Below are 23,652 nucleotides of genomic sequence, written 5' to 3' on the forward strand. Positions count from 1 at the left end.
CCAGGTACTTGAGCTCTCGCCTGCATCAAAGGTCGGTGAGCTTGCGCACGGCCAAACCCATCATTTCGTCGTACATCTGCGTCGCACGCGTCATCGACTCGAAATGCCGCACCGCGCCCATCAGCTGCACCATCTCCTGCGCGGTGTCGACGTTGGAACCTTCCACAAAGCCTTGGCGCAGGCCTGCGCCGGTCTCGCCGACACTGCTCATGCGGCCTTCCGTGAGGTAGAGACCTTCGCCGATTGCCTGCATCTGCACACCGGCCTCGGGCATCAGCACACGCAGTTGTCCAACGGTACGGTCGTTCTGCCGTACGGTTCCATCGGATCCGACATGGAAGTCCCCCGGCTCCAAGGTCAAAGCACCGAAGGTACCCATCACCGGATGCCCGCCGATGCCAACCAGTTGTCCCCGCTCATCCAGCCGGAAGCTGCCATGACGGGTGTAGGCCGGGCCCTGCGGTGTACGCAGCTCAAAGAAGCCGGGACCGGACAAGGCCAGGTCCAAGGAGCGACCGGTGCGGGTCAAAGGCCCGGCCTTGAGATCACGGCGCGCCTCGATCTGCACCTCCCCCTGCGCAGTGGCTGCAACGCCCTCGGCCACTCGGCTCTCAAACTGCGTGCCCAAGGGGCCGATGCGCTCAATCACCTGCTCGCGCTTGAAGCCGGGTGTCAGCACATTGGCCATATTGGCGCTGACACGCTCTAGGCGATAGGCGTCGCGCTGCATCGCGGACAAGGTGGTGAGCATCAATTCGTTCATGGCTGGGCTCCGATAGTTCTCAGGCGCCGATGGTGGGCTGAGCCCCAACCACGGCAAATGATTTGAGATCGATGGTGTTCGGCACTTCGGCCATGGAGAGCACGCGCAGGTGCGGCAGCACCCGCTCCGTCATCAGGCGCAGCTGGCGGCGCAGATCGGGCGCGCACAGCAGCACCGGCAGGGTATTGCTCTTCATCATCCGTTCCGCCGCCGCGGCCAGGCGCCCCAACAACCGCTCAGTCAATGCGGGATCAAGCGCCGCTGCGGCGCCATCCGCACCACGCAAGGCCCCCAGCAATTGACCTTCGATCAAGGGGTCCAGGGTCAGCACCTGCAACGCCGTCCCCTCGCCTACCAGGCCTTGGCAGATGGCAGCCCCCAACCGTTGCCGCACGCGCTCGCACAAGGTGCCCGTGTCCTTGCCGACACGGGCAGCATCGGACAAGGCCTCCAGGATGGCCTCCAGGTTCCGGATGCTGACCTTCTCCCGCAGCAAGGCCTGCAGCACCCGCTGGATGTCGCTGACCGACAGCTGCGTCGGCACCAGTTCCTCGACCAGCGTCGGCTGGGTCTGGCGCACACGCTGCAACAGCCGCTCGGTTTCGGCTCGAGTCAGCAAGGTGGCGGACTCGCGGCGCAGGACCTCGGTGATGTGGGTCAACAGCACGGTCTCGGCATCGACCAGCGTGTAGCGCGCCGCCTGCGCCGTCTCGCGATGCTGGGGCGCAATCCAGACCGCCGGCAGGCCATAGCTCGGATCGCGCGTCACCTCGCCGGGCACGCCGCGGGTGTCACCGGACGGGTGGATTGCGAGCCAGCGATCGGCATGCGCTTCACCACGAGCGACCTGCACCCCGTCGACATAGATCTCATAGTGCTCGGGCCCGCGCTTGCAGGTATCGCGCACGGCGATGGGTGGCAGGATCAAGCCCAGTTCCTGCGCATGCAGACCACGGAAAGTCTCAAGGCGCTCCTGGAACGGTGCGCCGGCGGTCTTGCTGGAAAGTGCCGCCCAGCGACTCCCTACGCGCAGCTCGACCGGCTCGAAGGCCAGCGAGGCATAGGGATCCCCCTTGGTCGCGGCCTGGCCAGCAACCGAGGAGTCCGATCCAGCGTCCAGCGCATCCGCACCACCTTCGTCGGCCCGGGTTGCACGGGCCCGCAGCGAAAGCCATGCAAACCCGAGCAGCACGAGCGCAAGCAATGCCAGCGGCACCGCCGGGATACCGGGCAGCAACAGCATCGCAAACAGCGTGATGGCAACCAGCAGCAGCGCCTTGGGCTGGGATCCGATCTGGCGGAACACCTCCACGCTGAGATTGGTGTCGGACGCCGACCGGGTCACGATGATGCCGGTGCCCACGGCGATCACCAATGCGGGCACCTGGGTGACGATGCCGTCGCCGATCGTCAGCAGGGTGTAGGTCTGCAAGGCCTGCTGCCAGGACATGCCCATCTGCATCACGCCGACGATCATGCCGCCGACGATATTGATCAGCAGGATGACGATGCCGGCGACAGCATCGCCCTTGACGAACTTGCTGGCGCCATCCATCGAGCCATAGAACGCGGCTTCGCGCTCCAGGTTCTTGCGGCGCTTCTGGGCTTCGGCCTGGTCGATGAAACCCATGTTCAGGTCCGCATCGATGCTCATCTGCTGACCCGGCATGCTGTCCAGCGTGAAGCGCGCCGCCACCTCCGACACGCGCTGCGCGCCGCTGGTGACGACCACATACTGCACCACGATCAGGATGAAGAAGACGATCAGCCCGATGACGTAATTGCCTCCGACGACATAGGATCCGATCGCGGATATCACCTTGCCGGCATCGGCATCGGACAGGATCAGCCGGGTCGCCGCAACATTCAGCGACAGCCGGAACAGCGTGGCGATCAGCAGCAGCGAGGGGAAGGTCGAGAACTCCACCGGACGCTGCATATAGAAGGTCAGCAGCAGGATCAGGAAGGCGAACCCCAGATTGGCCAGGATGAGCACATCCAGCAGCCCCGCGGGAATCGGCGCAAACAGCACCACCAGGATGCCGGATACCAGCGCCACCAGCGCCAGGTCGCTCTGCCGGCCAAGCCGACCCATCAGAGGCGAGGACACGGTCGTCATGCCGCCCCCTCCGCCGATGCTGGCCTTGCTGCCGCGGCACGCTTCTTCATATTGATGACCCAGATCATGATCTTGGCGACGTCGGCATAGTGGGCGATGCCAACCTGCTGATCGGGACGCATGTCGGCGTACAGCGCCCGCGTCAGCGTTGGCATGGCGACCACGGGAATGCCGTGCCGAGCGGCCATGGCCCGCATGGCCTGGGCCACGACGCCCGCCCCCTTCGCCAGCATCACCGGCGCGGCCATCTCGCCATGCTCATAGCGCAGGGCGACGGCGTAATGGGTCGGATTGGTCAGCAACACGGAGGCGTCCCGGGTGCGACTGATCGACGCGCTGCGCTGCAGCAGCTCGCGCTGCAGCTCGCGGATACGACGGCGTATGCGCGGATCGCCCTCCCGGTTCTTGTACTCATCCTTGATCTCGCGGTGGCTCATCCGCATCTTCTTGCCGAACTCCCGCCGCGTGTAGCCGAGATCGATCAGGGCGATCACGAACATCGTCAGGGCCAGCTTCCACCCCACCGCCGCCAGGTCGGCATGCAGCATCTTCACGAAGCCAAGGCTGGACAGCCCTGCGATCTCATGAAACTGCGGCACCAGAGACCACAGCGCGAAGTAAACGACGATGCCCATCACGGCCAGCTTCACCAAAGCTCGGGCGGTCTCGAACAGGGTGCGCAGGGAGAACACACGCTTGAAACCCGCGGCCGGATTGAGCCGCTGCCAGTCAGGCTTGACGGGCGTCGTGCTCCAGATAGCCCCCACCTGCAGGAAATTCGCGAGCATGGCGGCGACCATGATCAGCAGCAGCACGGGCAGCACCAGCGCTGCGCTATGACGGGCCGCCTCGATGACGGCGGGCCAATAGGCCTGCTCCGCACGGCCAGCCTGGGTGGCGCTTGCAAGCAGAAGCCGGTCGAATCGGAACTGGTCGACCAGAGCCTTGAAGCCTCCGGCATGGAAGTACAGCATCGCCGCAGCAAAGACGAGTGCGGAAACCAGGTCCGCACTCTTGGCTACCTGGCCTTTCTTGCGTGCCTCGTCCAGCTTGTGCTGTGTAGCCGGCTGGTTGCGATCGAGGTCCTGTTCAGCCATCAGCTCATCGCTCCGGACCAGACCTCGAAACCCAGCTGAAACGCCCGTGTGACGAGCGCATCGGCACTACCGATCCAGAACGCCAGCGCTGCAATGCCGGCCACGACCTTGAGCGGGATGGCCAGCGCAAACATATTCATCTGCGGCAGGTTGCGCGCCACGACGCCCAGCGCGAAGTCCATCAGCATCAGCACGATGACCACCGGCGCGGCCATCGCGAAGCCCAGCGAGAAGAGGCCGCCGACACCCTTGATGGCAGCCGCGACCGCAGCACCAGGAAGCCAGGCCTGCCCCACAGGGATGAGATCCAGCCCGCGCCCGAAGCCGATCAGGAAGCTGGCAAAGGCTGCACTGGAGAAGAAGGCGACGAGTGCCAGCTGATGAAAGATGCCGGTGAGCACCGGCATCTGCTGACGCGAGACCGGATCCAGCACCTGCCCCATGCCGAATCCGATCTGGATGTCGAGCAGGCGCCCCGCGAAAGTGAAGACGGCAAAGCCGATATTGACGCCAAGGGCCAGCACGGCCCCAAGGCCGAACTCGCTGATGCCCGCGCCGGCAAGGCGCCAGGGATCGGCCAGGAGCAAGTCAACCCCGGGCACCGGCACCCGCGCCAGACACAAGGCCAGCAGCAGGCAAAGAGCGGCGCGCACGGTGCCCGGAAGCACCGAGCCGATCGGCGACACGACCAGCACCAGCCCGCTGAGGCGAGCCAGCGTCAGGAGCACGGCGACACCAACCTCGCCGGTCGCCCCGGCAATCAAGGCCGACAGTTCCAGCACGTTCAGCGCTTCAGAACATCGAGGGAATACCGACCCACAACTGGGTCATGTAGCCCGTCAGCTTCTTGAGGATCCAGGGGCCGAAAGCAATCAGCACCAGAGCTGCCGTCACCAGCTTGGGCACGAACGCCAGCGACATTTCCTGGATCTGGGTCACGACCTGGAACACGCTGACCAGCAGGCCGACGAGCATCGTCAGGCCCAGCACCGGCAAACAGACAAGCAAGCCCGTCCACAGAAGATCCACGATCATCTGCTGGGCGACATCGGCGCTCATGACTACTCTCTCCCCTACCTGACTTTGCAGGCCCTCAACATCAAAACCGGTGGTTCATAGCCACACTGTTGCTCAAAATTTTACTCAAGTTTGTACTTATTTCACAAAATAACAAATTGGCGTAAATCCCTAACTGCGACAGGATCACCGGTTCGAGCAACAACCACCTTGGACTGCCGCGACACCATCAAGTCTTGGTGCAAAAGCCCCAGCCGCCTTGCCAGTCGCATGAAATCGCGCCATGCGGCGCCCCTGATCGCCCTGACACCACTGCCCGTCGTGAGCAAGCAAGTCAGCTGCAAGTTGCGGCCCGACCAGCAGACCGCGACTAAATCACATGCAGGCCGTTCGGCCCACCCCCCCTTTTGGTGGAAAAGGGGGGCCGCCGATGCGAACAGCGAACCGGAGGTGTGTGGGAAGCCGGTCAACGACCCACTCATGACTGAGGCGCCTGAGGCCGGCAGAGCGAATTGCCTATGTATGGACGGCCCGAGGAGCTCTTAGAGTCAGCGGCGCCGAGAGGGCGCCCGGGAACCTTTGGCCGCGGCTTGTCAAGAGTACGAGCTACCGTTTGGTAGTCGCACGAGTCCCTGGGGGTTCGCGGACCACGAGCCAATAACTCGTGTCAACGCTGAGGCTGGCGGGCGCAGCAGGCCGCCCAGCAGGCCGGAGGTAAGTCGCATCAAGTACACCTTGCATGGAGATGCAACGTGTAGCGACGACCCATCTTGCGATGCGTCTTCAGCCCGCAGATGCTCGCAGCAGAGGCAGCCAGCACCTGCCGGCTGGGCGGCTGACCAGATGCTTTGCGCGGCTAGGGCCGCCCGCATCTTCTCCGGGCTGCACGCCCCTCGTCCTCCGTCCGATACAGCACCGCTTCCTGCCCTACACATCGCCTGTTGTCGCTGCTCCGCGCAGGAGGCCACCCCGGTCGGCGGGCAGCGTGCGTCGTGCCGACTCTCGCTTCGAGCTGGACACTCGCCTTCAACCCGGGTGGCCTCCTGCGCTCACGCTCCGTCAGCGGCGTACCTCACGCCCATATGCCATGGGCTGCTGTCCCGTCAACATCGTGCAGCTGGGGCCGCACCGGCACTTGGACCGCGCCTCAAGGCTGCCGGCTCCCCGGCCCTGCGTCGGCCTGCTGGGGCAGGCCCTCCTTCGGGTCAGCCCCGGCGCCGGCCGGGACTGACCGCTGTCTTGCGGCAGCGGTTCCGAACAGCCAGGCAGCTCAGCGCCGCCAGCGCTGCAGTGCGATGCACCGCTCCAGCGCCCGCAGCTCGGGCTCGCCGAGTTGCCAGGCCGTCGCATGGATGGCTGCGGCCAGCTCGGCCAGCAGCCGCGCAGGCTCGGTGCTCAGCTCCGGCGAGGGCTGGCCCTCGTCGGTGAGCAGGTGGACGGACTCATCAGCATCGAGCGCGTAGAGATACCAGGCGTGGATGGGTTGGGGGTGCATCCCTCATGTAGCAATCGGGCTCAATGGAGCATGCGGGGCTTCAAGTTCAAGACCTGACCCTCGTGCCTGTGCGGCCCCTCGTTCCTGTGCCTGTGCCTGTGATTCGTGCGCCTACCGGCTCGCATCCATTTGCGCAGATTCCAGCCACTGCGAGAAGTCGGCAAACGAGTAAGCGCGTTCCGACTCGTCGAGAACCAGCATCAACACGCGCGGATTGCCCGAGCTATCGTCACCGTCGAAGCAAGCAATATCGCCCCGCCCGTCGTCGACCTTCGCAAAGGGCACCAGATTTCTCCCGTCGTGCTTTCGAATCGAGAAGAACAACTTCCCTGCCTTGGAGTCGGCATCTACAAACCACCAAGGTGCAATTTGCGGATGCTGTCCGGTTGCAGCGATTTCCCTCAATTGATGGGGATATACGAAGCCCTGCGGAAGTGAGTCTGACGGATAGAGGTTAAACGTGGCCATGACAGTTTCTTAGTGCTTCACCACAGGGTCATACAGCGAACCATACGGGAATCGCTTAGACCAGCTTGGGCTCATGTACGGGTAAGTGGTGTTTTGAATCGGCTTGTTGATGCGAAGCAAGGCGGCGTCGCCCCACGTCTCAGGAACGATACCGGCTTCAGTCAACGATGCCTGTCGAATGGGACTGATGATTGCCTCATCAAACGCCCGAACGTTCGCCTGAACTTCAATTCCTGCCCTACGTGCAGCGAGTACTCGGGTATTGTCTATCGACGCCAGCGTGCCATCTGGCATGGCAACAACGTCAATAGGCTTCCCGACCCATCCATCCCTGGACATGCTCGCTACCAGCGTATCAAGGTTGTAGCTAGCTCCTGCCTTGCCAAACGACACCGAGCTTTGGGTGAAGCTGACCGTTGTCGCGTCGAGACTTTGAAGGCCCAGCCTTATCTCCGTAGCTGGTCCTGCTTTGCTCAGCACGCTATAGCCAGCAAGCGCGGTTACTGGACCGGATGCGCCAAGCGCGTAGGGGTCATTACGGTAAAGCGCATCGACCTGTGCAATGCCAGGCAACGACAGCACCGCACCCTTGGTCACCAATCCAACGGTTCCCAACACGCCGTTGGTCTCAACAGAACGGACCAGCGCGCTATCGTTCTGGTAGGTCTGCTTGCCACCGAAGGCCCAGTTCATGCCAGCGTTGGTCAGGTTACCCACCGCATCGCCGACCATGAACAGCGCTTCCTTACCAATGGTGTACGGCGACTTCAAGATTTCCGTGGCAGCGTGGCCCCAGCCGCTCATGAAGCGCCCCGCCGGATTGAAGGTGAAGAAGCCTTCGCCTGGAGACATGCCTCGGATTTCTCCGTAGCCGCCTGAGCCACTCAGGTAGCTCAGACCTTGTGCAGTTGCCTGGTCGTCAAGCTTTCGCTGCGCCATGCTGGCCTCGCGGAAGCTCCACACGGGCTCTTTCGGAGCGGCCGCTAGCACCTTGAGCCTGCCATCCTCCGCATAGAAGCTATTGGCCGAGGCAAGGGCATCGCTTGCGCTCATGTCCCAGTTGGCCACCATCGACTGCCCGACGCGCAGGTCGTTCATGTTCCGCAGCCCCATCCCGGAGGCGTACCGGCCCATCAGCACCTTGTCACCGTTGGTGAGCCTTTCCAGGGTGTCACCCGGCTGTATCACCGCCCCGGTGTCGGTGGCCTGGCGATAGGCCCGTTCAGACGCTCGGAAGTCGGCCTGCAGTTCCTCGGCAGTAGGCGCCAGCTTGACTTGCGGCAGCGGCCCCAAGTTCAACTCAGGCACATCCATCGTCCTGAGGTCAGACTGCGTGAGCTTCTGAATCGGCGTGCCACCTACATCCGAGAGCGTCTTGTAGCGAGGCTCCGCGAGGCTTTCACCGATTGCATAGCCAATCCCCTGCCCCAGCCCATTGATGAAGGCCTGCCCGACCCGCGCCCGGGTCTGCTCGCTGCTGTGCCCTAGGATCTGGCTGCTGGCCCAGCCACCCGCGGCCGCCCCCAGCGCTGAACCCGCAACCCGGCCCAGCACCTCGTAGCCACCGGTAAATGCGCGGCTGACAGCCCCTCCGGCCGCAGCCCCCGCTCCCGAAGCAACCCCGGCCGCCGCGACCTCGCGCCAGCTCCATTTACCCTGCATGGCCTGGCTCACCGCCGAGGCCGCCGCACCGCGCAGCGCCGCGCCTTGCCAGGCCGCCGCCTCGCTGCCACGGCTGAGCACCGTGCCCAGGGTCTTGCCCAGATGCCCGCCTTCGGCCAGTTGGCCCAGCCCGTTGCCCACGCCAGCGGTGATGCCGCCGCTGAAGGCCGCAGTGCCGACCGACTTCCAGCTGAACTTGTCGATGCTGCCCGTGGCCAGGCCCACCATCTGGCTGGCAATGGAACCCGCCGCACTGGCTGCTGCCCCCACGACCATGCTGGCGCCCAGACTTAGGCTACCGGCGCCGCCTACGGCCGCCGCCACGGATCCCGCAACTGCCGTCCCGCCGCCTACCAGCGCGCTCGCCCCCGCACTCATCGTGCTCGCAAACCCCCCACTGACACCCGCGGTCAGTGCCCCAGCGGTATAGACGGTCACGACCACGGCCACAACCACCATCAGCAAGGTGCCGATACCCCCGCAGCCCTTCTTGCCGCCGCTGCTGGCGGGTGCCGCCGGCGGCGGCGGTGGCTCCGGCAGCGTGGGATCGATGCGCCCGATCACCTCGCCCGGGTTGTAGGGCCGGTAGGTGTTGGCGTTGTTGTGGATGTTGGTGACCTTGTTGGGGATCACCAGCACCTGGCCGGCCACCAGCGCGTCATTGGCCCGCAGGCCGTTGGCCTCGGCGATCAGGTACCACATCGCCGCGTCGCCCCACAGGCTCTGCGCGATGGAGCTCAGCGTGTCGCCGCTGCGCACCGTGTAGCTGCTCGCCGTCGCCACCGGATAGCTGGCGTTGATCGGCTCGTAGTTCTGGTCGAAGTCCGCGCTCGTGACGGGCTTGATGTTCTTGAACTGCTCCTTCTGCTGTTGCGGCGTCATGGCATCGCGTGCCAGTTGCTCCGCATAGGAGATGCGCACCTGGTCCCGCGGGTCGGTGCTGATGTCGCCCACCCGCCGGCCGGCCGCGTAGTAGTAGAAGTGCTGGAACAAGCCGTCCGGGGAGCTCTCGTCACGCCGCAGCACCAGCCCCGTGGCGTTGCTGGTGTAGTTCATGATGCGTCGCCCGGTCACGTCCTCCGCCCGGGTCAGGAAGCCATTGACGTCGTAGCTGAGCTTGCTTTCTCCAGGCCGCCAGTTCGGCGCGTTGACATTGGTCGCGGTCTTGACGATGCTGGTCTGCTTCGCCTCGTCCCAGTACTCGTAGGTGTAGCTGGTGGTGATGACGGTGTCGCCCGGCTTGACCGGCGTGAACTTCGTCCTGGCCAGCGGTCCACGCCCCGTGGCGCCCTGCTCCGCCTCGATGCCGCTGAGCGTGGCGTCGTTGAAGTACAGATAGTCCGTCGTCCCTTCCAGCGTCACCAGGCTCTGCAGGCGGTTGTCCGCGTCATAGACCTGACGATCATTGCGGATGACGTTGCTGCCGTCGCTGTTGGACTGGATGTAGTGCAGCGTGCGCCCCAGGGCATCCACGCGCCGGCGGCTGCGTTGCGACTTGTTCGCCCCCACCGTCAGCGAGTCCTCCAGATAGCCGTCGGCGCTGTAGTTGTAGGTGTCGGTGTAGTCGCTCGTCTGGCCGTTGATCGTTTCCGTGTAGGTGGCCGTCTTGCGCTGCCCCGCCGCGTCGTAGGTGATGGCCACCCCTTCGCTGCCTCGCAGGATCTGCCCATTGGTGAAGCTGCCCTTGGTCAGGGTGAAGCGGTTCTCCTTGTCATAGAGATACCACAGGTCATCGCGCCGGCGCAGCCCCTGCGTCAACGGGTCGAAGTAGGTGGCCATCACGGCGCGGCGGTTGCCCACCGCGTCGTATTCGTAGTGGACGTCGACCGCGTTGTCCTTGACCTGGGCCATCCGGTTCAGTTCGTCGTAGCGGATGGTGGCGTTCTGGAACAGGCCCTGGCTGTTGGTGTCATCGGCCGCCAAGCCACCATACTCCTCGTAGACACGGTTGCCCGCATTGTCATAGCCGTAGCTGGACAGGGTGCGCATCTTGAGGTCGCGCGCGGCCTTGATCATGCCATTGGCGAAGTAGTCGTAGCGGATGTTCTGCTGCGCTGCTCCGTTCTTGTCGACGCTGCTCTGCGCCATCAGGCTGCCCGCGACGTTGTAGTCGTAGCTGTACTTGCGTCCGCCCTTGTCCTGGTGCCAGGTGGTGCGGCCGAAGACATCGATCTTGTCGAGCAGGCTGCTGCCGTCCGCCGAGGTCGTGGTGCGCAGGTAGCCCCCCAGGTTCCTGGCGCCCAGGCTGATCACGCCATCGGCCGCGCCCGCTTCCCTGAAGTCGTAACGGTAGCTGACGGTCGAGCCGCCCGCGCTCACCGTGCTGACGACGCGCCCCAGGCTGTCGTACTCGGTGGTGCTGCGCTGGCCCAGCGCATCGGTGTGGCTCAGCCTCAGGCCGCGCGCGTCATAGGTGTAGACGTCGCTGAGCGTGGTCGCCACGGCCGCGCCGTCCGCCCCCCCGGTGAAGTTCTGCACCCGGCCGATGCCCTGCCGGTCCACGCGCAGCAGCCGGTCGAGCCGGTCGTACTCGAACGCGGTGATGGCACCGAGTTCGTTGCTCTGACTGCGCACATTGCCGAACACGTCGTGCTTGAACTGCTTGAGGCCGTTCTCGGCATTCCACTGGGCGGCCAGCAAGCCTTCGTCGCCCCCCACAAAGTGCTGCCGGCGGGTGTTGCCATTGGCATCGGTGCTGGTGTTCAGCCGCCCCAGCAGGTCGTAGCCATAGCGGGTGATGGGCAGGATACGCTGGCGCACGCCGGTCTGCGTGGTCTCCCAGGTCTGGGCATCCGCCTTCTCGATCAGCTGACCCAGGCTGTTGTAGGTGAAGCGCGTCGTGGCCGCGCTCGTCAGCGCCTGGGCGGCCTGCACCGCGGCGTCGCTGGGGTACAGCCCCTTGTAGTAGCTCAGCATCTTGTTCATGCGCTCGAGCACGCGGTCGTCGTACTCGCTGGCCACCTCGCCGAAGGCGTTGTAGCTCTGCATGCGGTTGATCTGGGCTTCGGTGCGGAAGGTCTGCACGTACTGCTTGAACTGCACGACCTGGGTCGCGTCGTTGCTGCGTCGGAGCTCCCCGCCCGTCTCCACGATGGCGTCGGCCGGGCGCACATAGGCCTGGCCGTCACTGGTGAAGAATTTAAGGCTGTACTTGTAGTTGCCCACCGGCAGGCTCTTGCTGTCCCAGCTGAAGAGCATGCAGTTCTGGGCATCGCTCCACACGCCGGTGGCCGTGATGCGGGTGGGGGCCTGGTTCGGGCGGCTCGGGTCGGGCACCCTGTCGGTGAGCTCCACCTCCAGCTTGGTGACGTCCCGGCGCCCCACCGGCCCCTTGGTCACCGTCACGGTGCTGGCCGGCTGGTTGATGGCGGCCACGCCCTTGATGTCCAGCGACTCGTTGAGCTCGTTGCGGTACGGCGAGCCGTCGGCATTGAGCAGCCGCATCTCGTAGTCGTAGTTGCCCGACGGCGGTGGCGGGTTGGTGGCCGGGTCCCAGCTGTGCTCGAACAAGGTGTACTTGAGGCCAGGCTGCCAGACGCCGTTGATCGTCAGTGGCGGCAGCGCGGCACCGCCCCCCACCGGCTTGAACACCAGCTGCATCCTGGCGATGTTGCGGTTCAGCGGGCCCTTGAGTTGCAGCAGGGTCGGGGCCTGGTCGCGCACCGGGGCCCCCACCGTGATGTTGCCGTTGACGTCGATGCTGATCGGCATCGACCCCTTGCTGATGATCTTGCCGGTGCCGCCTGCCCCTTCATAGGAGGTGAACTTGCAGGTCCAGCTGCCGGGCAGCGGGGTGTTGGCCGGGAAGGTGTAGTCGAAGCCGCCATTGCTCAGGGGGTGCGGCCCGGAGACCACGCCATTGAGCTCGAGCTTGATGCTGCTGGATCCCGGCACGTCCGGCGTGATGCGCACGGTCAAGGGCCGGATGTCGGCATTGCCCGCCGCCACCGACAAGGTGCCATCGGCATGGATGGTCAGCGTCCCGACGCCCTTGGCCACGACGCCGCCGGAGCCGTCCCTCGTCTCGTAGAAGTAGACGTAGTTGCGCACGCCGCTACCGCTGGCCACCAGATTCTTGGCGTCCCAGGCATAGTTGCCGCTGCCGCCCGCGACGGCGCCGGCAAGGTTGGCGGTCCCCGCGTTGCGCGCCTCGGCTTCCGTGCTGCCGATCCTGAACACGCTCAACGAGCCCGCCACATTGAGCTGCACCGTCGTGTTTCTACTCCGGCTGACGGCCCCGCTCACCACCACGCTGCCATTGGGCTCCACGCGGATCTGGCATTCGTAGGTGGTCAGCACGCCATTGATGGACTCCTGGGCACTGGCCCTGAGCTGCTGCGCCGCGCCCGTGGCCTGTGCTCGGACCTGCCATTCCGACAGGTCCAGCACGGCCTGTCCCCCGGTGACGCTGCAGTTCCACGCGCCCTTGACCAGGGTGCTGACGGCGTTGCCGGCGCTGGCGTTCGTGATCGTCAGTCCCTGCGCCAGCACCATGCCCGCAGGCAGGTCGAGCCGGGCCGTCGGTCGTTGGTAGGTCTGCGCATCCACGCGAACCACCGCAGGCTGCAGGCCCAGCTGCAGATGACCCGAGCCGTGGCCGATCAAGGCATCGCCCGTGGTGCGCGCCCAGTACTCGAAGTCCGCCGCCGTGTTGCTGAAGGCGCTGACCCCCAGCCTCGCGTCGTCCAGCGCAATCGACACCTGGCCATACGCGTTGGCATCCAGGTTCAGCTCGACACCTCTGAGCAACATCCGCACACGGGAACCCGCCATGGAGCCGCCCAGGTCAAAGCGCAGGACCTGCCCGCGCGCCGCCCCCATCGACGCTCGCGCCATGGGAGTGAAGCTGCCTTCGTCCGCTGCGGCCGTGCTCACACGTCCCGCACCGTCAATCGAGAACCGGCCCGCGCGGTCCTGGCCGCCATAGCTGGCCACCACCTCGTAGCGTCGCCCGGCCGCCAAGCCCAGCGAGCCCACATTGAAGCTCGGCCCTCCGGAGAACGCCGCAAACACCCCCTGGCTGCCCAGTTCCCTGATGTAGTACTGCGCTCCTCCCGGGGCTCCGTAGAAACGAATCTCCGAGCGATTGCCCCCATTCGCACCAAACTCCCCGCCGCCTTCGATTGACGTTGGAGAGGCGCAATAGGTGCTCGCCCCGGCGCGCATCACCGTCACCTGCTCGCCGGCAATCGTGCGCCCTTCCGCGTCCATGACGGCAATACGGACAACCTGCCCCGCCGCCAACGGACTCAGGTCCAGCGCCCAGCGGCCCGCACCCACGGGCACCCGAGTCAAACCAACTTGGGTTCCATCTGGCAGCGTCGCTACCGCGGCGTTCAACCTGTCGGCATACCGATCAGCAATCAACAGGTGGCTGGCAGCCGGTTCAAACTTTGCTGAATATCTTCTCCAGTTTGACCCCCAGTCCGAGGTAAGCCCCTCGGCTTTTGTGACCAAATTCCCAAGGTTTATAACCCCCCCTCCCAGTCCGTCGACAACATACTCCAGTCGAAGAACTCCATCGTTAGGGTAGTCAGGGTAATTCCAAATAACATTTACGCTGCCGGAATTCCTGGATATCACATTGGCGATCCGCCCGTCATCCCTGACAAGCCTGTAAGTGCCCAATGGGTAGCTATCCGGGAGCTTGAGTGGCTGCGGCACCGCCGGCCAGGTGCGGCCTGGCAATTCTTTAAAGTAGCTATACCCCGTGATCGGCTCAAAGCCATTCAACCCAAGGCGTTCGACCGAGCCCTTGGCCGGGAAGCTACCCGGGATGGCGGTCTGAGCCGAGATTGACACGTCCTCTGGACGCAACTGCCCCAGGGTCGACGACCCGGCCCCTGCCCCCACCGTCACATTGCCGAAGCCCCCCGGGTACGAGGGCGTCAATGAACCATGACGCCCTTCGGACTGCTCCACCGTCGTGATCCCGCCCAGCATCTCCGCCAACTGCTGCGAGAAGGCCTGACCCAAGGTCGCCTGGCTCTGCATGAAGCTGATGTCGGGCTCGACGGTACGCACCAGCTTGTTGCGCCGGTCGTAGACGCTGAAGCTGTGTGCCAGCCCCGTGTCGCTGGCCGAGGCCAGGATGGGAACGCTGCGCAGATCGAACTGCGCGGACTTGATCTGCCGGGTGGTGTTGCCGTTGAGGTCGTAGAGGTAGATCTTCGTGACCCCATCCCCCGCACTGCTGCGCTGGACCAGGCCTCGGCGGTCGTACTCGATCTCCTCCTGCCAGCCCACCGAGCCCACGCCCTTGCGGGTTACCTCGCCGAAGGCGTTGTAGCCGGTGCGGCGCAGCTCCCGGCTCTGGTCATCCAGCTGCCCCACCTCACGCCCCAGGGCGTCGTACTCGTACAGCGTGTCGATGCTCCGCGCCTGCCCCTGCGCGTTCTTCACGTTGACCAGGCGCTTGCGCGCGATGCGGCCCTGCGCATCCAAGGCGTACTCAGTGCGATTACCCTCCGCATCCACCGTCGCGATCAGATCGCCGTTGCTGTTGTACTCGTTGGTGGTGGCCCGGTCCTGTGCCGTCCACTGCGTCAGGCTGGCACGCCGGATGGTGCTGTCCACCTGGCCCAGCCCGTTGTAGACCGTGGCCGTGCTGGGACGGACCTGCGCCCCCTGGTAGTCCGCATAGCCCGGCTCCTGGCGCCAGACTTCGCGCCCGAGCCTGTCGTACGCGATGTCGGTGACGTTGAGCGTGTGGGACGCGTCGCTGCCCTGCACGCGCTCGCGGATCTGCGTGGTGTTGCCCAGGCCGTTGTAGCTGTAGCCCGTCACGGCATCCTGGACGCCGGTGCGCACCACCCCATCCGCGCCGGTATGGCTGTACGCCACGTTGCGCACACGCTTCTCCTGCACCCGCCCCAGCAGATCCAGCTCGAAGCTGGTGATGCGATCGGGGTCGGTGCGCGGGAGGTCCCGAAGCACCAAGCGCAGGGCCGCCGGGTCGCGCTCGGCCGCCGGGGCCTGACCATTGGACTGGGCGGCATACCGCGCCAGCGCCACGCCATAGCGGGTCTCGGTGCTTGCCACGTCCTGGAAGCCCTCATAGTCCCAGGCCGTGGCATAGCCCTCCTGGTCGATGCTGAGCACCTTGCGGCCGACCTTGTCGTAGTAGGTGTAGACGCTGTTGCCCCGCCCGTCGATCAGGCGCACGACATTGCCCGCCGCGTCGTACTCCGTCTGCTCCAGCGTGCGCAGGGCCGGACCGCTGGGGTGCAGGATCAGGTTGCGACCATCGGTCGCGAACGGCGCCTCCCAGGACACCACCCCGTCACGCGCCTTGCGGATCGGGCGCCCCACCTCGTCGTAGGTCAACAGGGTGACGCGGTCATTGGCAGCGTCGGCCACAGCCGCTGGTGGGGTTCCTCCGGGTGCAGAGGGCAGCCCCAGCAGCACCGCACGCGCTGTCTCGCTCACCACATGCCCGGCCGCGTCATAGGCGTACTCCACATACGCCCCGTCCGCCGCGAGGCTCGCGATCTTGTTGCCTGCCGCGTCGTGGTAGTTCAGCGTGCGCTGACCGCCCTGCACCGCCGCGCCGTCCCATTGCGCACGGGCAACGGTCTCGAGGATTCGGCCCAGCGCGTCGTAGCGCGTGAGCTCCACCGGCCGCACGCTGCGCGTCTGCTGCGTCGCGGTATCGAAGGCCCCGTAGGCGCTGCCGATGCGGTGCGTCAGCCGGCCCGCCTTGTCGTAGCGGAGCTCGGTCACGCGCTGCTCGAGCATCCCGGCGGCCTCGATGCTCCCGATCCGGTCACCGAAGGCGTTGTAGCTATAAGCGTTGAGGACCGTCTGCCCCTGCGCCACCGTCACATGCTCCGAGGTCTGCCGCCCGAGGCGGTCATGGGCGTAGCTCGCCTCTCCCCCGAGTTTGTTGGTCACCACCCTGTCGAAGCGGTTGCCCAGCCATTGGTAGGCCGTCGACTCGGTATAGCCCCCGGCATCGGTCGCGCTCAGCAGCCGATCCAGCCGGTCATAACCATTGCGGCTGATGGCATCCTTGGCATGCTCGACCAGGGTCGGCGCCTGACCCAGCACCGGCGTGACCTTGCTGAAGTAACGCCGCACCTCGGTCACGCGGTTGCTGCTGCTGCCCAGCGCATAGCTGGTGCGCGTGGCATAGCCCTCCGGGTCCACCTGCACGCTGACCCGGTTGAGCCGGTCGTAGTAGCTGTAGCCCTCGAAGCCGCGCGGATCGGTCACCTTGACCGCATTGCCCGCCGCGTCGTACTGCGTGCGCGTGATTCCCTTCTGCGCATTGACCGTCACGGTGCGCCGCCCCGCCTGGTCGTAGTCGTGGCGCGTCGTGAACCGGTCCAGCAGTTCTTGCTTCTGGGCCGCGCCCAGGCTGCCCACGCCGGTCGGATAGCCCAGCCGTACGCGCTCGCCCTGCGCCCAGGCGCTGTCGCTCTCGCTAAGCTGCACCCCGCGGGCCTCGGTCTCGCGCACCAGCTGCCCCAGCGCGTTGTAGCCATAACGCGTGGTGGACGCCGCCGCCGTGCCGTCCGCCACGGTCTTGGACACCTGGCGTCCCGCCGCGTCGTAGGCGTAACTCGTTCGACTTTCCTCGGGCCGGCCCCATGCATGGACTTGCCCCGTCAACTGCCCCAGCGCGTCGTAGCTGTACAAGGTCTCCACGCCCAGCGCATCGATGCTGCGCCACAGCCGGCCGGCTTTATCGCGGAGTTGCACGCTGGTGCGGTCGTCGGCATGGGTCGCCGGCACCTGGTCCACACCGCTCGATCGGGTGGCATAGCGAACCGTGGTGGTGTGCGGGCCTTCGTGACGGGTCTCGGTGACGTAACCCTCGGCGTCGTACACGAAGCGCAACCGGTTGGCCGCGTCGTAGCGGTAGGTCGTGCGACGGTCCTGGCCGGCCAGGGTGCCCAGGCTTCCCAGGCTGGCCAGCGTCAGGGTGCCCGCCGCCGCAGCCGTCCGCAGCCCCTGCAGCGTGGCCGCCGTCAGGGCCGTGGCGAACTCGTACTTCTCCAGCACATTGCCATTGGCGTCATGGCTGTAGCGCGTCACCCCGCCCTCGGCGTCCACGGCATGGGTCTGCCGTCCCGCCGCGTCGTAGACATAGCTGCTGACCCGGTCCTTAGTGGCATTGACCGTCACCCACGCAAAGCTGTTGGAGACCAGACCCTTGGCATCCACCGCGGTGTTGATGCCTCCTTGCCGATCGGCATAGCCGATGGTCTGCACCAGCCGGCCCTGCTTGTCGTACAGCCGCTCGGTCAGCCCATACTCCGCGTCCAGCGTGTAGCGCAGGCGTCCCACCGCGTCGTAGATGTGGCGCGTGTGGTTGCCCATCGCGTCGATCACACGCACCTGGTTGCCTTGCTTGTCGTAGTCGTAGCGCGTGGTGAGCTGGGTGCCCTCCAACTCGACCTGCACCGCGGTGCGCCGGTTCAGCGCGTCGTAGGTGTAGGTCTCCAGGCGGTCGCGGCTCGCATCGGCCACCGCCGCCGGCGCCGTGCCCGGCACCCAGCTGGCATAGGCGACCGGCGTGGCGTAGGCGCGCCGCTCCTTCACGTTGCCATTGCCGTCATAGAGGAGGCGCACCACGCTGCCGTTGGCGTCGATCGTGTAGTGCACGCGGCCATCGCGGTCGTGGACCGTGGCCTGCACCTGGTCCTGCCCTGCCTTCGGCTGCACGAGCGCCGCGATGTCGGCACTGCCGGGTATGAAGTGCCTCAGCCCTGACAACGCGATGGGCTGGGCATAGCGGGTGACGCGACGCTCGCGCCCTTCGCGGTCGTACTCGATGAAACGAGTGTGCCCCAGCGGATTGACCTCATAGACCAGCTGGTTCCTGCCGTCGTAGGCATACACCGTGCGGTTGCCATTGGCGTCGGTGCTGGCCACCAGGTTGTTGTTGAGGTCGTACTCGTAGCTGCGGCGCAGCTTGAGTCCGCTGGGATGGAACTCTTCGGCCGTGCGGCGGCCCAGCGCGTCATAGGTGTAGACGGTCGGCGCGGTGTTGGGCGCGCTCACGCTCAGGGTGCGCCCCGCCGCGTCATAGGTGTAGCCGGTGGTGAGCTTGGCGCCGTTGGCATCCACCACCGTGCGCAGCAGCTGGCCCTTGGTGTCGAACTCCTGCAGGGTCTGCAGCCCGCCCGGCTCGGTGGTGAGCACGCTGGTGCCCGTGCTGGTGTCGGCGTACCCATAGCTCGTCACCAGGTTCAGCCCCCCGGCGTCGGCCGTGCGGCTGCGCACCCGGCCCAGCTCGTCGTACTCGTAGCGCGTGACCACGCCGGCCGCATCGGTCGCCTTGACCAGGCGACCCAGACTGTCGTACTCGCTGCTGCTGCCGGTCAGCGCGTTGGTGCTGCTCGTGAGCTTGCCGTTCTTGTCGTAGCCGTAGCGGGTGAGGTTGGCATTGCCATCGGTCTTGCTCTCGAGCTCGCCATGCCGGTTCAGCACGCTCAGCTGGGTGCCCCCTTCCGGCAGGGTCACGCGCACGCTGCGCGCGGCGTCGTCGTAGGCGTAGCGCGTGACCTGGCCGTTGGCGTCGGTCTGGGTGAGCACCCGCGCAAAGGCGTCATAGCCGCTGTAGCGCTTGATGCCATGGCCATCCTGGGTCAGCACCACGCGGCCCAGCCGGTCATGCTCCCAGCTCTGCCCGATGCCCCGGCCATCGATCTGGGTGATGCGCCGCCCGAAGGCGTCGTAGCGGTAGCCGGTCCTGGCCTTCAGGCCCAGCGCGTCGTCCAGCTGCTCCAGCAGCAGGCCGCGCCGGTCGTAGCTGAGCTGCTGCACGGTGCTCGCGCCCAGGGCCCCGTAGGGCTGGGTCACCCGGCTTTGCTCGCCGAAGGCGTTGTAGTCGACGCTGGTGGTGTAGCCCAGGGCGTCCTTGGTGGTCTTCCTCTGCCCACGGGCGTCGTAGCTGTACTCGGTCTGCGCATGGGCCAAGGGCTGGTTGGCGCCGCTGCGCTGCGCCAGCAGCTCCTGGATGGCGTTCTGGATGGCCGTGCCGGTGAGCCCACCGCTGAGCCCGGCCAGGGTGCCTGCGGCCAGCCGGCCGCCGTAGTTCACGACCCGGGTGAGCTGGTTCAGGCCATCGTACTGGCGCTCCTCCACCTCGCCCAGCGCGTTGATGGTGTGGGTCAGCAGGCCGTCGGCGCTGTAGAAGTACAGGGTGCGCAGCGTCTTGGCGCCGTCGCTGACGGTCTGGCTGGTGCGTCGACCGGCCGCGTCATAGGTGTACAGGCTGCCGTACTGCGACCAGATGGCGTCGATCTGGGCTTGCGTCTGGCCGCCGGTGAGCAGGGCCGCGCCCTGGGCGCTGAGCTCGCCGGTCAGGCGTCCCTGCAGGTCGTAGCGCGCGGTGAGCGTGCGCACTTCGGCCGTGCCCAGGGCCTTGGTGGTCCGGGTGAGCTGGCCCGCCGCGTTGTACTCGAAGCTGGTGACCGTGCCCTGCGCATCGGTCTGCTGGCTCTGGCGGTTCAGCGCGTCGTACGCCCAGCTCGTGCTCTGGGCCCCGGCCGTGCTGGCCGGGCGGATGCTGGCCAGCGCCGTCTGCGGTGTCAGCGCCGTGCGTTGCGCCGCGCTCAGCGCCGTGGCGTAGCGGATGCGCTGGGTCAGGTTGCCGCGCGCGTCGTAGATGTACTCCGTCAGGTAGCCTTCGGCATCCACCTCGGCCTGCACCTGGCCCGTGGCATTGCGCAGGTACTGGGTGCTGGCCGTCGCGTTGATCTCGGCGTGGCTGGAGACTGCCCAGTTGGCGTAACTGCCCGTGCTGAAGTCGTCCGTCAGCACCTGGCCGCGCTGCACGCTGCTGACCGCGATGTCGGTGTAGTCGACGTAGTTGCCGACCTTCTTGTTGGCACCATCACGGTCGCCGTAGAGGTAGATCCAGAGCTCTTCGTCGTCCTTGAGCGTGACGCTCAGGGTGACGGTCTGCCAGCCGTCGTTGCCCAGGGTCGGCGCGGACTGCGCCATGTTGTTGTAGGGGTGCGGCCCGGCGGTGTCGCCCAGGAACACCATGCCGCTCGTGTCCGCCGCGGCCTTGAAGCGCACGGTCGCCGTCACCACGTCGCCGGCCTTGAAGGCGCCCAGGTGGCGCCCGGCCGAGCTGTTGTTGCCCGCCTGGTAGAAGAGCCTCAGGCTGGTCTTGGGCCGAATCGCGTCCAGGCTGCCGCTGGCGCGCAGGGCCGCGTCCACGCTGCTCTCGTGGCGCTGTTGCTTGACCAGGCGTCCGGCCGCGTCATAGATGTTCTCGGTGAGGAAGCCTTCCGCGTCCAGCATGCCCACCAGGCGGCCTTCGGCATCGTAGAAGTTGCGCGTCACCCGGTCCCGCGCCGCGTCCGCCACCGGCACCGCCTTGGCCGTCACCGGGTCGGCCTTGAAGGCCGCCAGGTCGATCGGGTTGGCGTAGCGCTGCGTGGCCACCACCCTCGACGCGCCGTCATACCGGGTCTCGCTCACATACCCCAGCGCGTCCACCGTCTTGCTCACCCGGCCCGCCGCGTCGTACAGCGTCCATGCCACCTGGTCCGCCCCCGTCGCCGCCGGGCGGATCCCTTCCAAGGTCGGTTTCTCTGGCGGGGCTTCCAGGGAGAAGTCCCGGGCAAGGTTGATGTCTTCTAGTTTTAGGCCTGCCAGATTAACTTTGAAGCTTGCTGCGGCACCACTGCCAGCCCTGCCATCTGCATAAAACTCAACCGAGACCGAGTTCAATTTTGCTGAGTACTTTGCAGCGGCGTACCCATCTTCAAAAGGCAATGTGCCGTTGTATCCCATCGCCGTCAGCAGAGGCCGGATATAGACCCTATCCTGCCCCGGCTTGAAGCCTTCAACAAATGCGCTTGGGACTGAACTCGTCAGAACGATGTGATCGACGCCCGATGACGCCCACAGGATGCGCGACGCTTTTCCGATTTGGACGGGTGTCAGAACAGTCTCAGCATCCGCGAGTGCGTGCGCAACTCCCGCCCCCAGGAAATGCACTGACAGCCGAGCCCGCACGGCCTCACTCAAGGGCGTCGCGTACCCGAGCTTCTGCGTGAGCTGTCCCGCCCGGTTGTAGCGGTACTCGCTCAGGGAGCCATTGGCGTCCACCTCCGCTACCTTGCGTCCCGCCTCGTCGTACATGAACCAGCTGCGCGCGCCCGTGGCGTCCTCGCTCATGTACAGCCGGTCGTTGTCGTCGTAGAAGTTGCGCGTCGTGCCCAGGCTGCCCGCCACGCTGCTCTGCGTCACGCTGACCAGGCGCCCCGCCGCGTCATAACCGTTGACCGTCGTCAGCCCGTTGGCCGCCGTCAGCCGCACCGTGCCGCCCTTGTCGTCGTAGCTGTACAGCGCGGTCTGGTTCAGCCCGTCCGTGCTGGTGAGCACCCGGCCCAGCCCGTCATAGGTGTAGCTGGTGTTGCCCTGGGCCCCACCCAGGGTCTGCAGCAGCTGGCCCCGCGCGTCGTACACCTGCTGGGTGACCTGCTCCTGCCCGTTGATAACCCCGGCCCCGCTGGCGTCCAGCGCCGTGTAGCGCACCTGGCGCTGCAGCTGCCCGCGCGCGTCGTAGCTCATGTCCACGCGCGTGCCCCGGCTCTTGTCCTGCCGTCCCACCCAGGCATTCAGCGCGGCTTCCGTGAGCTGCGCCGGGTCGACCACCACGCCCGCCGCGTCGGCGTTGCGGCTGAGGTATTCATGGGTGCTGGTGCGCTCGCCGAAGGCGTTGTAGCGGTGTTCCACCACCTGGCCCGAGGCGCTGATCTCGAAGCGCAGCAGGCCCTTGCCGGCCGTGTCGTAGACGTAGCGCGTGGTCTGCGGCAGCGCCACGCCGGCGCCGTCCGGGTCGGACACCAGGTAGACCGTCTCGCTCAGCAGCCGGTTGGCCGCGTCATAGCTGCGCTCCACCGTGTTGCCCAGCGCGTCGCGCTGGCGGATCTGGTTGCCGCGCGCGTCGTAGGCGTACTCGATGGCCCGGCCTTCGGCGTCGATCACCCGCGCCAGGTCCCCGTTGGCCGTGTACTCGTACTTCGTGCTCGCCGCCACGCCGCCCACCGCCGGCGTCGTCACGCCGGTCAGCTGGCCTACCGCGTCGTACTGGTACTTGGTCTCGTAGCCCAGCGGGTCGATCACCTTGGTGAGATTGGCCTCGTACCGGAATGAGGTTTCTCGCTGGAGACCATTGCGTACTGATGTGATCCGGCCGCCGGAGTCGTAGCTGAACGCAAGGCTGGTGCCATCCGACCGCGTGAGACCTGAAACTCTGTTGTCAGAGCCATAGACGTAATCCGTTCTAAAAACCCGTCCATCAACAACAGAGCCATCTTCCGGCGAGAGATCCACCGTGACACTGCTCAGCCGCCCTTGGGCGTCATACCCGTAGCGCGTCCCCGTCAGCGTCTTGCCGTCCGCCGTCACCACCCGCAGCTGCGTCAGCTGCTTGCCCGTGCTGTCGTAGTCGTAGTGCAGCGTCTCCCCGTTGGCGCTCACCATCGAGCTCAGGTTGCCCTGGGCGTTGTAGTTCAGCGTGACCACGTTGCCCTGTGCATCGGTGTGGCTCACGAGCCGCCCCGTGGCGCTGTCGTAGCGCTCCACATCCCCCGTCGCCCCATCGGTCCACAGGTACTGGCTGCCGTCGCGCTGCACGCGGTCATAGGCCCCCGCACCGGCCGTGCTCACATAGGCCGCGGCCGCCGCATCCCAGGCGTAGCTCGCCTCCGCACCGTCGCGCCCGATGCGCACCACGCTGCTGCCCGCCGCCCCCCAGGTTCCGACCAGCTTGAGCTGCTGGCGGTAGATGCCCGTGCTCCAGTTGTCGGCGTTGTCGTCGTTGAGCGTGCCCCGGCTGTTGTAGGTGCGCAGCGCCGCCGCGTCCAGTCCTCGCCCCATCAGCAACTCGTCGCGCCCCTGCAGGATCAGGTTGCCGGTCGCCGCGTTGACGTACACCTGGTCCCCGTAGCGTCCCACGTTGGCATTGCCGATCGCCCCGCGCCCACCCAGCACGCCCAACGACGACAGACTCACGCCCAGGCCATTGCCGCTGACGATTGCCACCATGTGCTTCTCTCCC

General features: G+C 66.1%; 8 protein-coding genes. All 8 read right to left on the reverse strand.

The window, feature by feature from the left end; translation table 11 throughout:
- Positions 1-25: 25 nt before the first annotated feature.
- Complete coding sequence (locus G8A07_RS18325; RefSeq protein WP_195793440.1) at positions 26-763, reverse strand: flagellar hook-basal body protein; 738 nt, start codon at positions 761-763, stop codon at positions 26-28.
- 19 nt (positions 764-782) lie between these two features.
- Positions 783-2,882, reverse strand: coding sequence for a flagellar biosynthesis protein FlhA (locus G8A07_RS18330; protein WP_249937046.1), 2,100 nt, complete (start codon positions 2,880-2,882; stop codon positions 783-785).
- Complete coding sequence (locus G8A07_RS18335) at positions 2,879-3,979, reverse strand: flagellar biosynthesis protein FlhB (protein ID WP_195793441.1); 1,101 nt, start codon at positions 3,977-3,979, stop codon at positions 2,879-2,881. Before G8A07_RS18335 ends, G8A07_RS18330 begins: the two co-directional genes overlap by 4 nt.
- Positions 3,979-4,761: a flagellar biosynthetic protein FliR gene (locus G8A07_RS18340; RefSeq protein ID WP_195793442.1), complete on the reverse strand. Its 783-nt coding sequence runs from the start codon at positions 4,759-4,761 to the stop codon at positions 3,979-3,981. The genes G8A07_RS18335 and G8A07_RS18340 overlap by 1 nt, the downstream gene beginning before the upstream one ends.
- 10 nt (positions 4,762-4,771) lie before the next feature.
- Positions 4,772-5,038 (reverse strand): flagellar biosynthetic protein FliQ, encoded by a 267-nt coding sequence (locus G8A07_RS18345; protein WP_195793443.1) that lies wholly within the window; start codon positions 5,036-5,038, stop codon positions 4,772-4,774.
- A gap of 1,228 nt (positions 5,039-6,266) precedes the next feature.
- Positions 6,267-6,491 carry a hypothetical protein gene (locus G8A07_RS18350; RefSeq protein ID WP_195793444.1) on the reverse strand — a complete coding sequence of 75 codons (225 nt, stop codon included), beginning with the start codon at positions 6,489-6,491 and terminating at the stop codon, positions 6,267-6,269.
- 111 nt (positions 6,492-6,602) lie between these two features.
- A complete protein-coding gene (locus G8A07_RS18355) occupies positions 6,603-6,959 on the reverse strand; it encodes an SMI1/KNR4 family protein (RefSeq protein ID WP_195793445.1) in 357 nt (118 codons plus the stop codon).
- A gap of 9 nt (positions 6,960-6,968) precedes the next feature.
- Positions 6,969-23,639 carry a LysM peptidoglycan-binding domain-containing protein gene (locus tag G8A07_RS18360; RefSeq protein ID WP_195793446.1) on the reverse strand — a complete coding sequence of 5,557 codons (16,671 nt, stop codon included), beginning with the start codon at positions 23,637-23,639 and terminating at the stop codon, positions 6,969-6,971.
- Positions 23,640-23,652 lie beyond the last annotated feature (13 nt).

The sequence above is a fragment of the Roseateles sp. DAIF2 genome, from assembly GCF_015624425.1.
Taxonomy (GTDB): domain Bacteria; phylum Pseudomonadota; class Gammaproteobacteria; order Burkholderiales; family Burkholderiaceae_C; genus Kinneretia.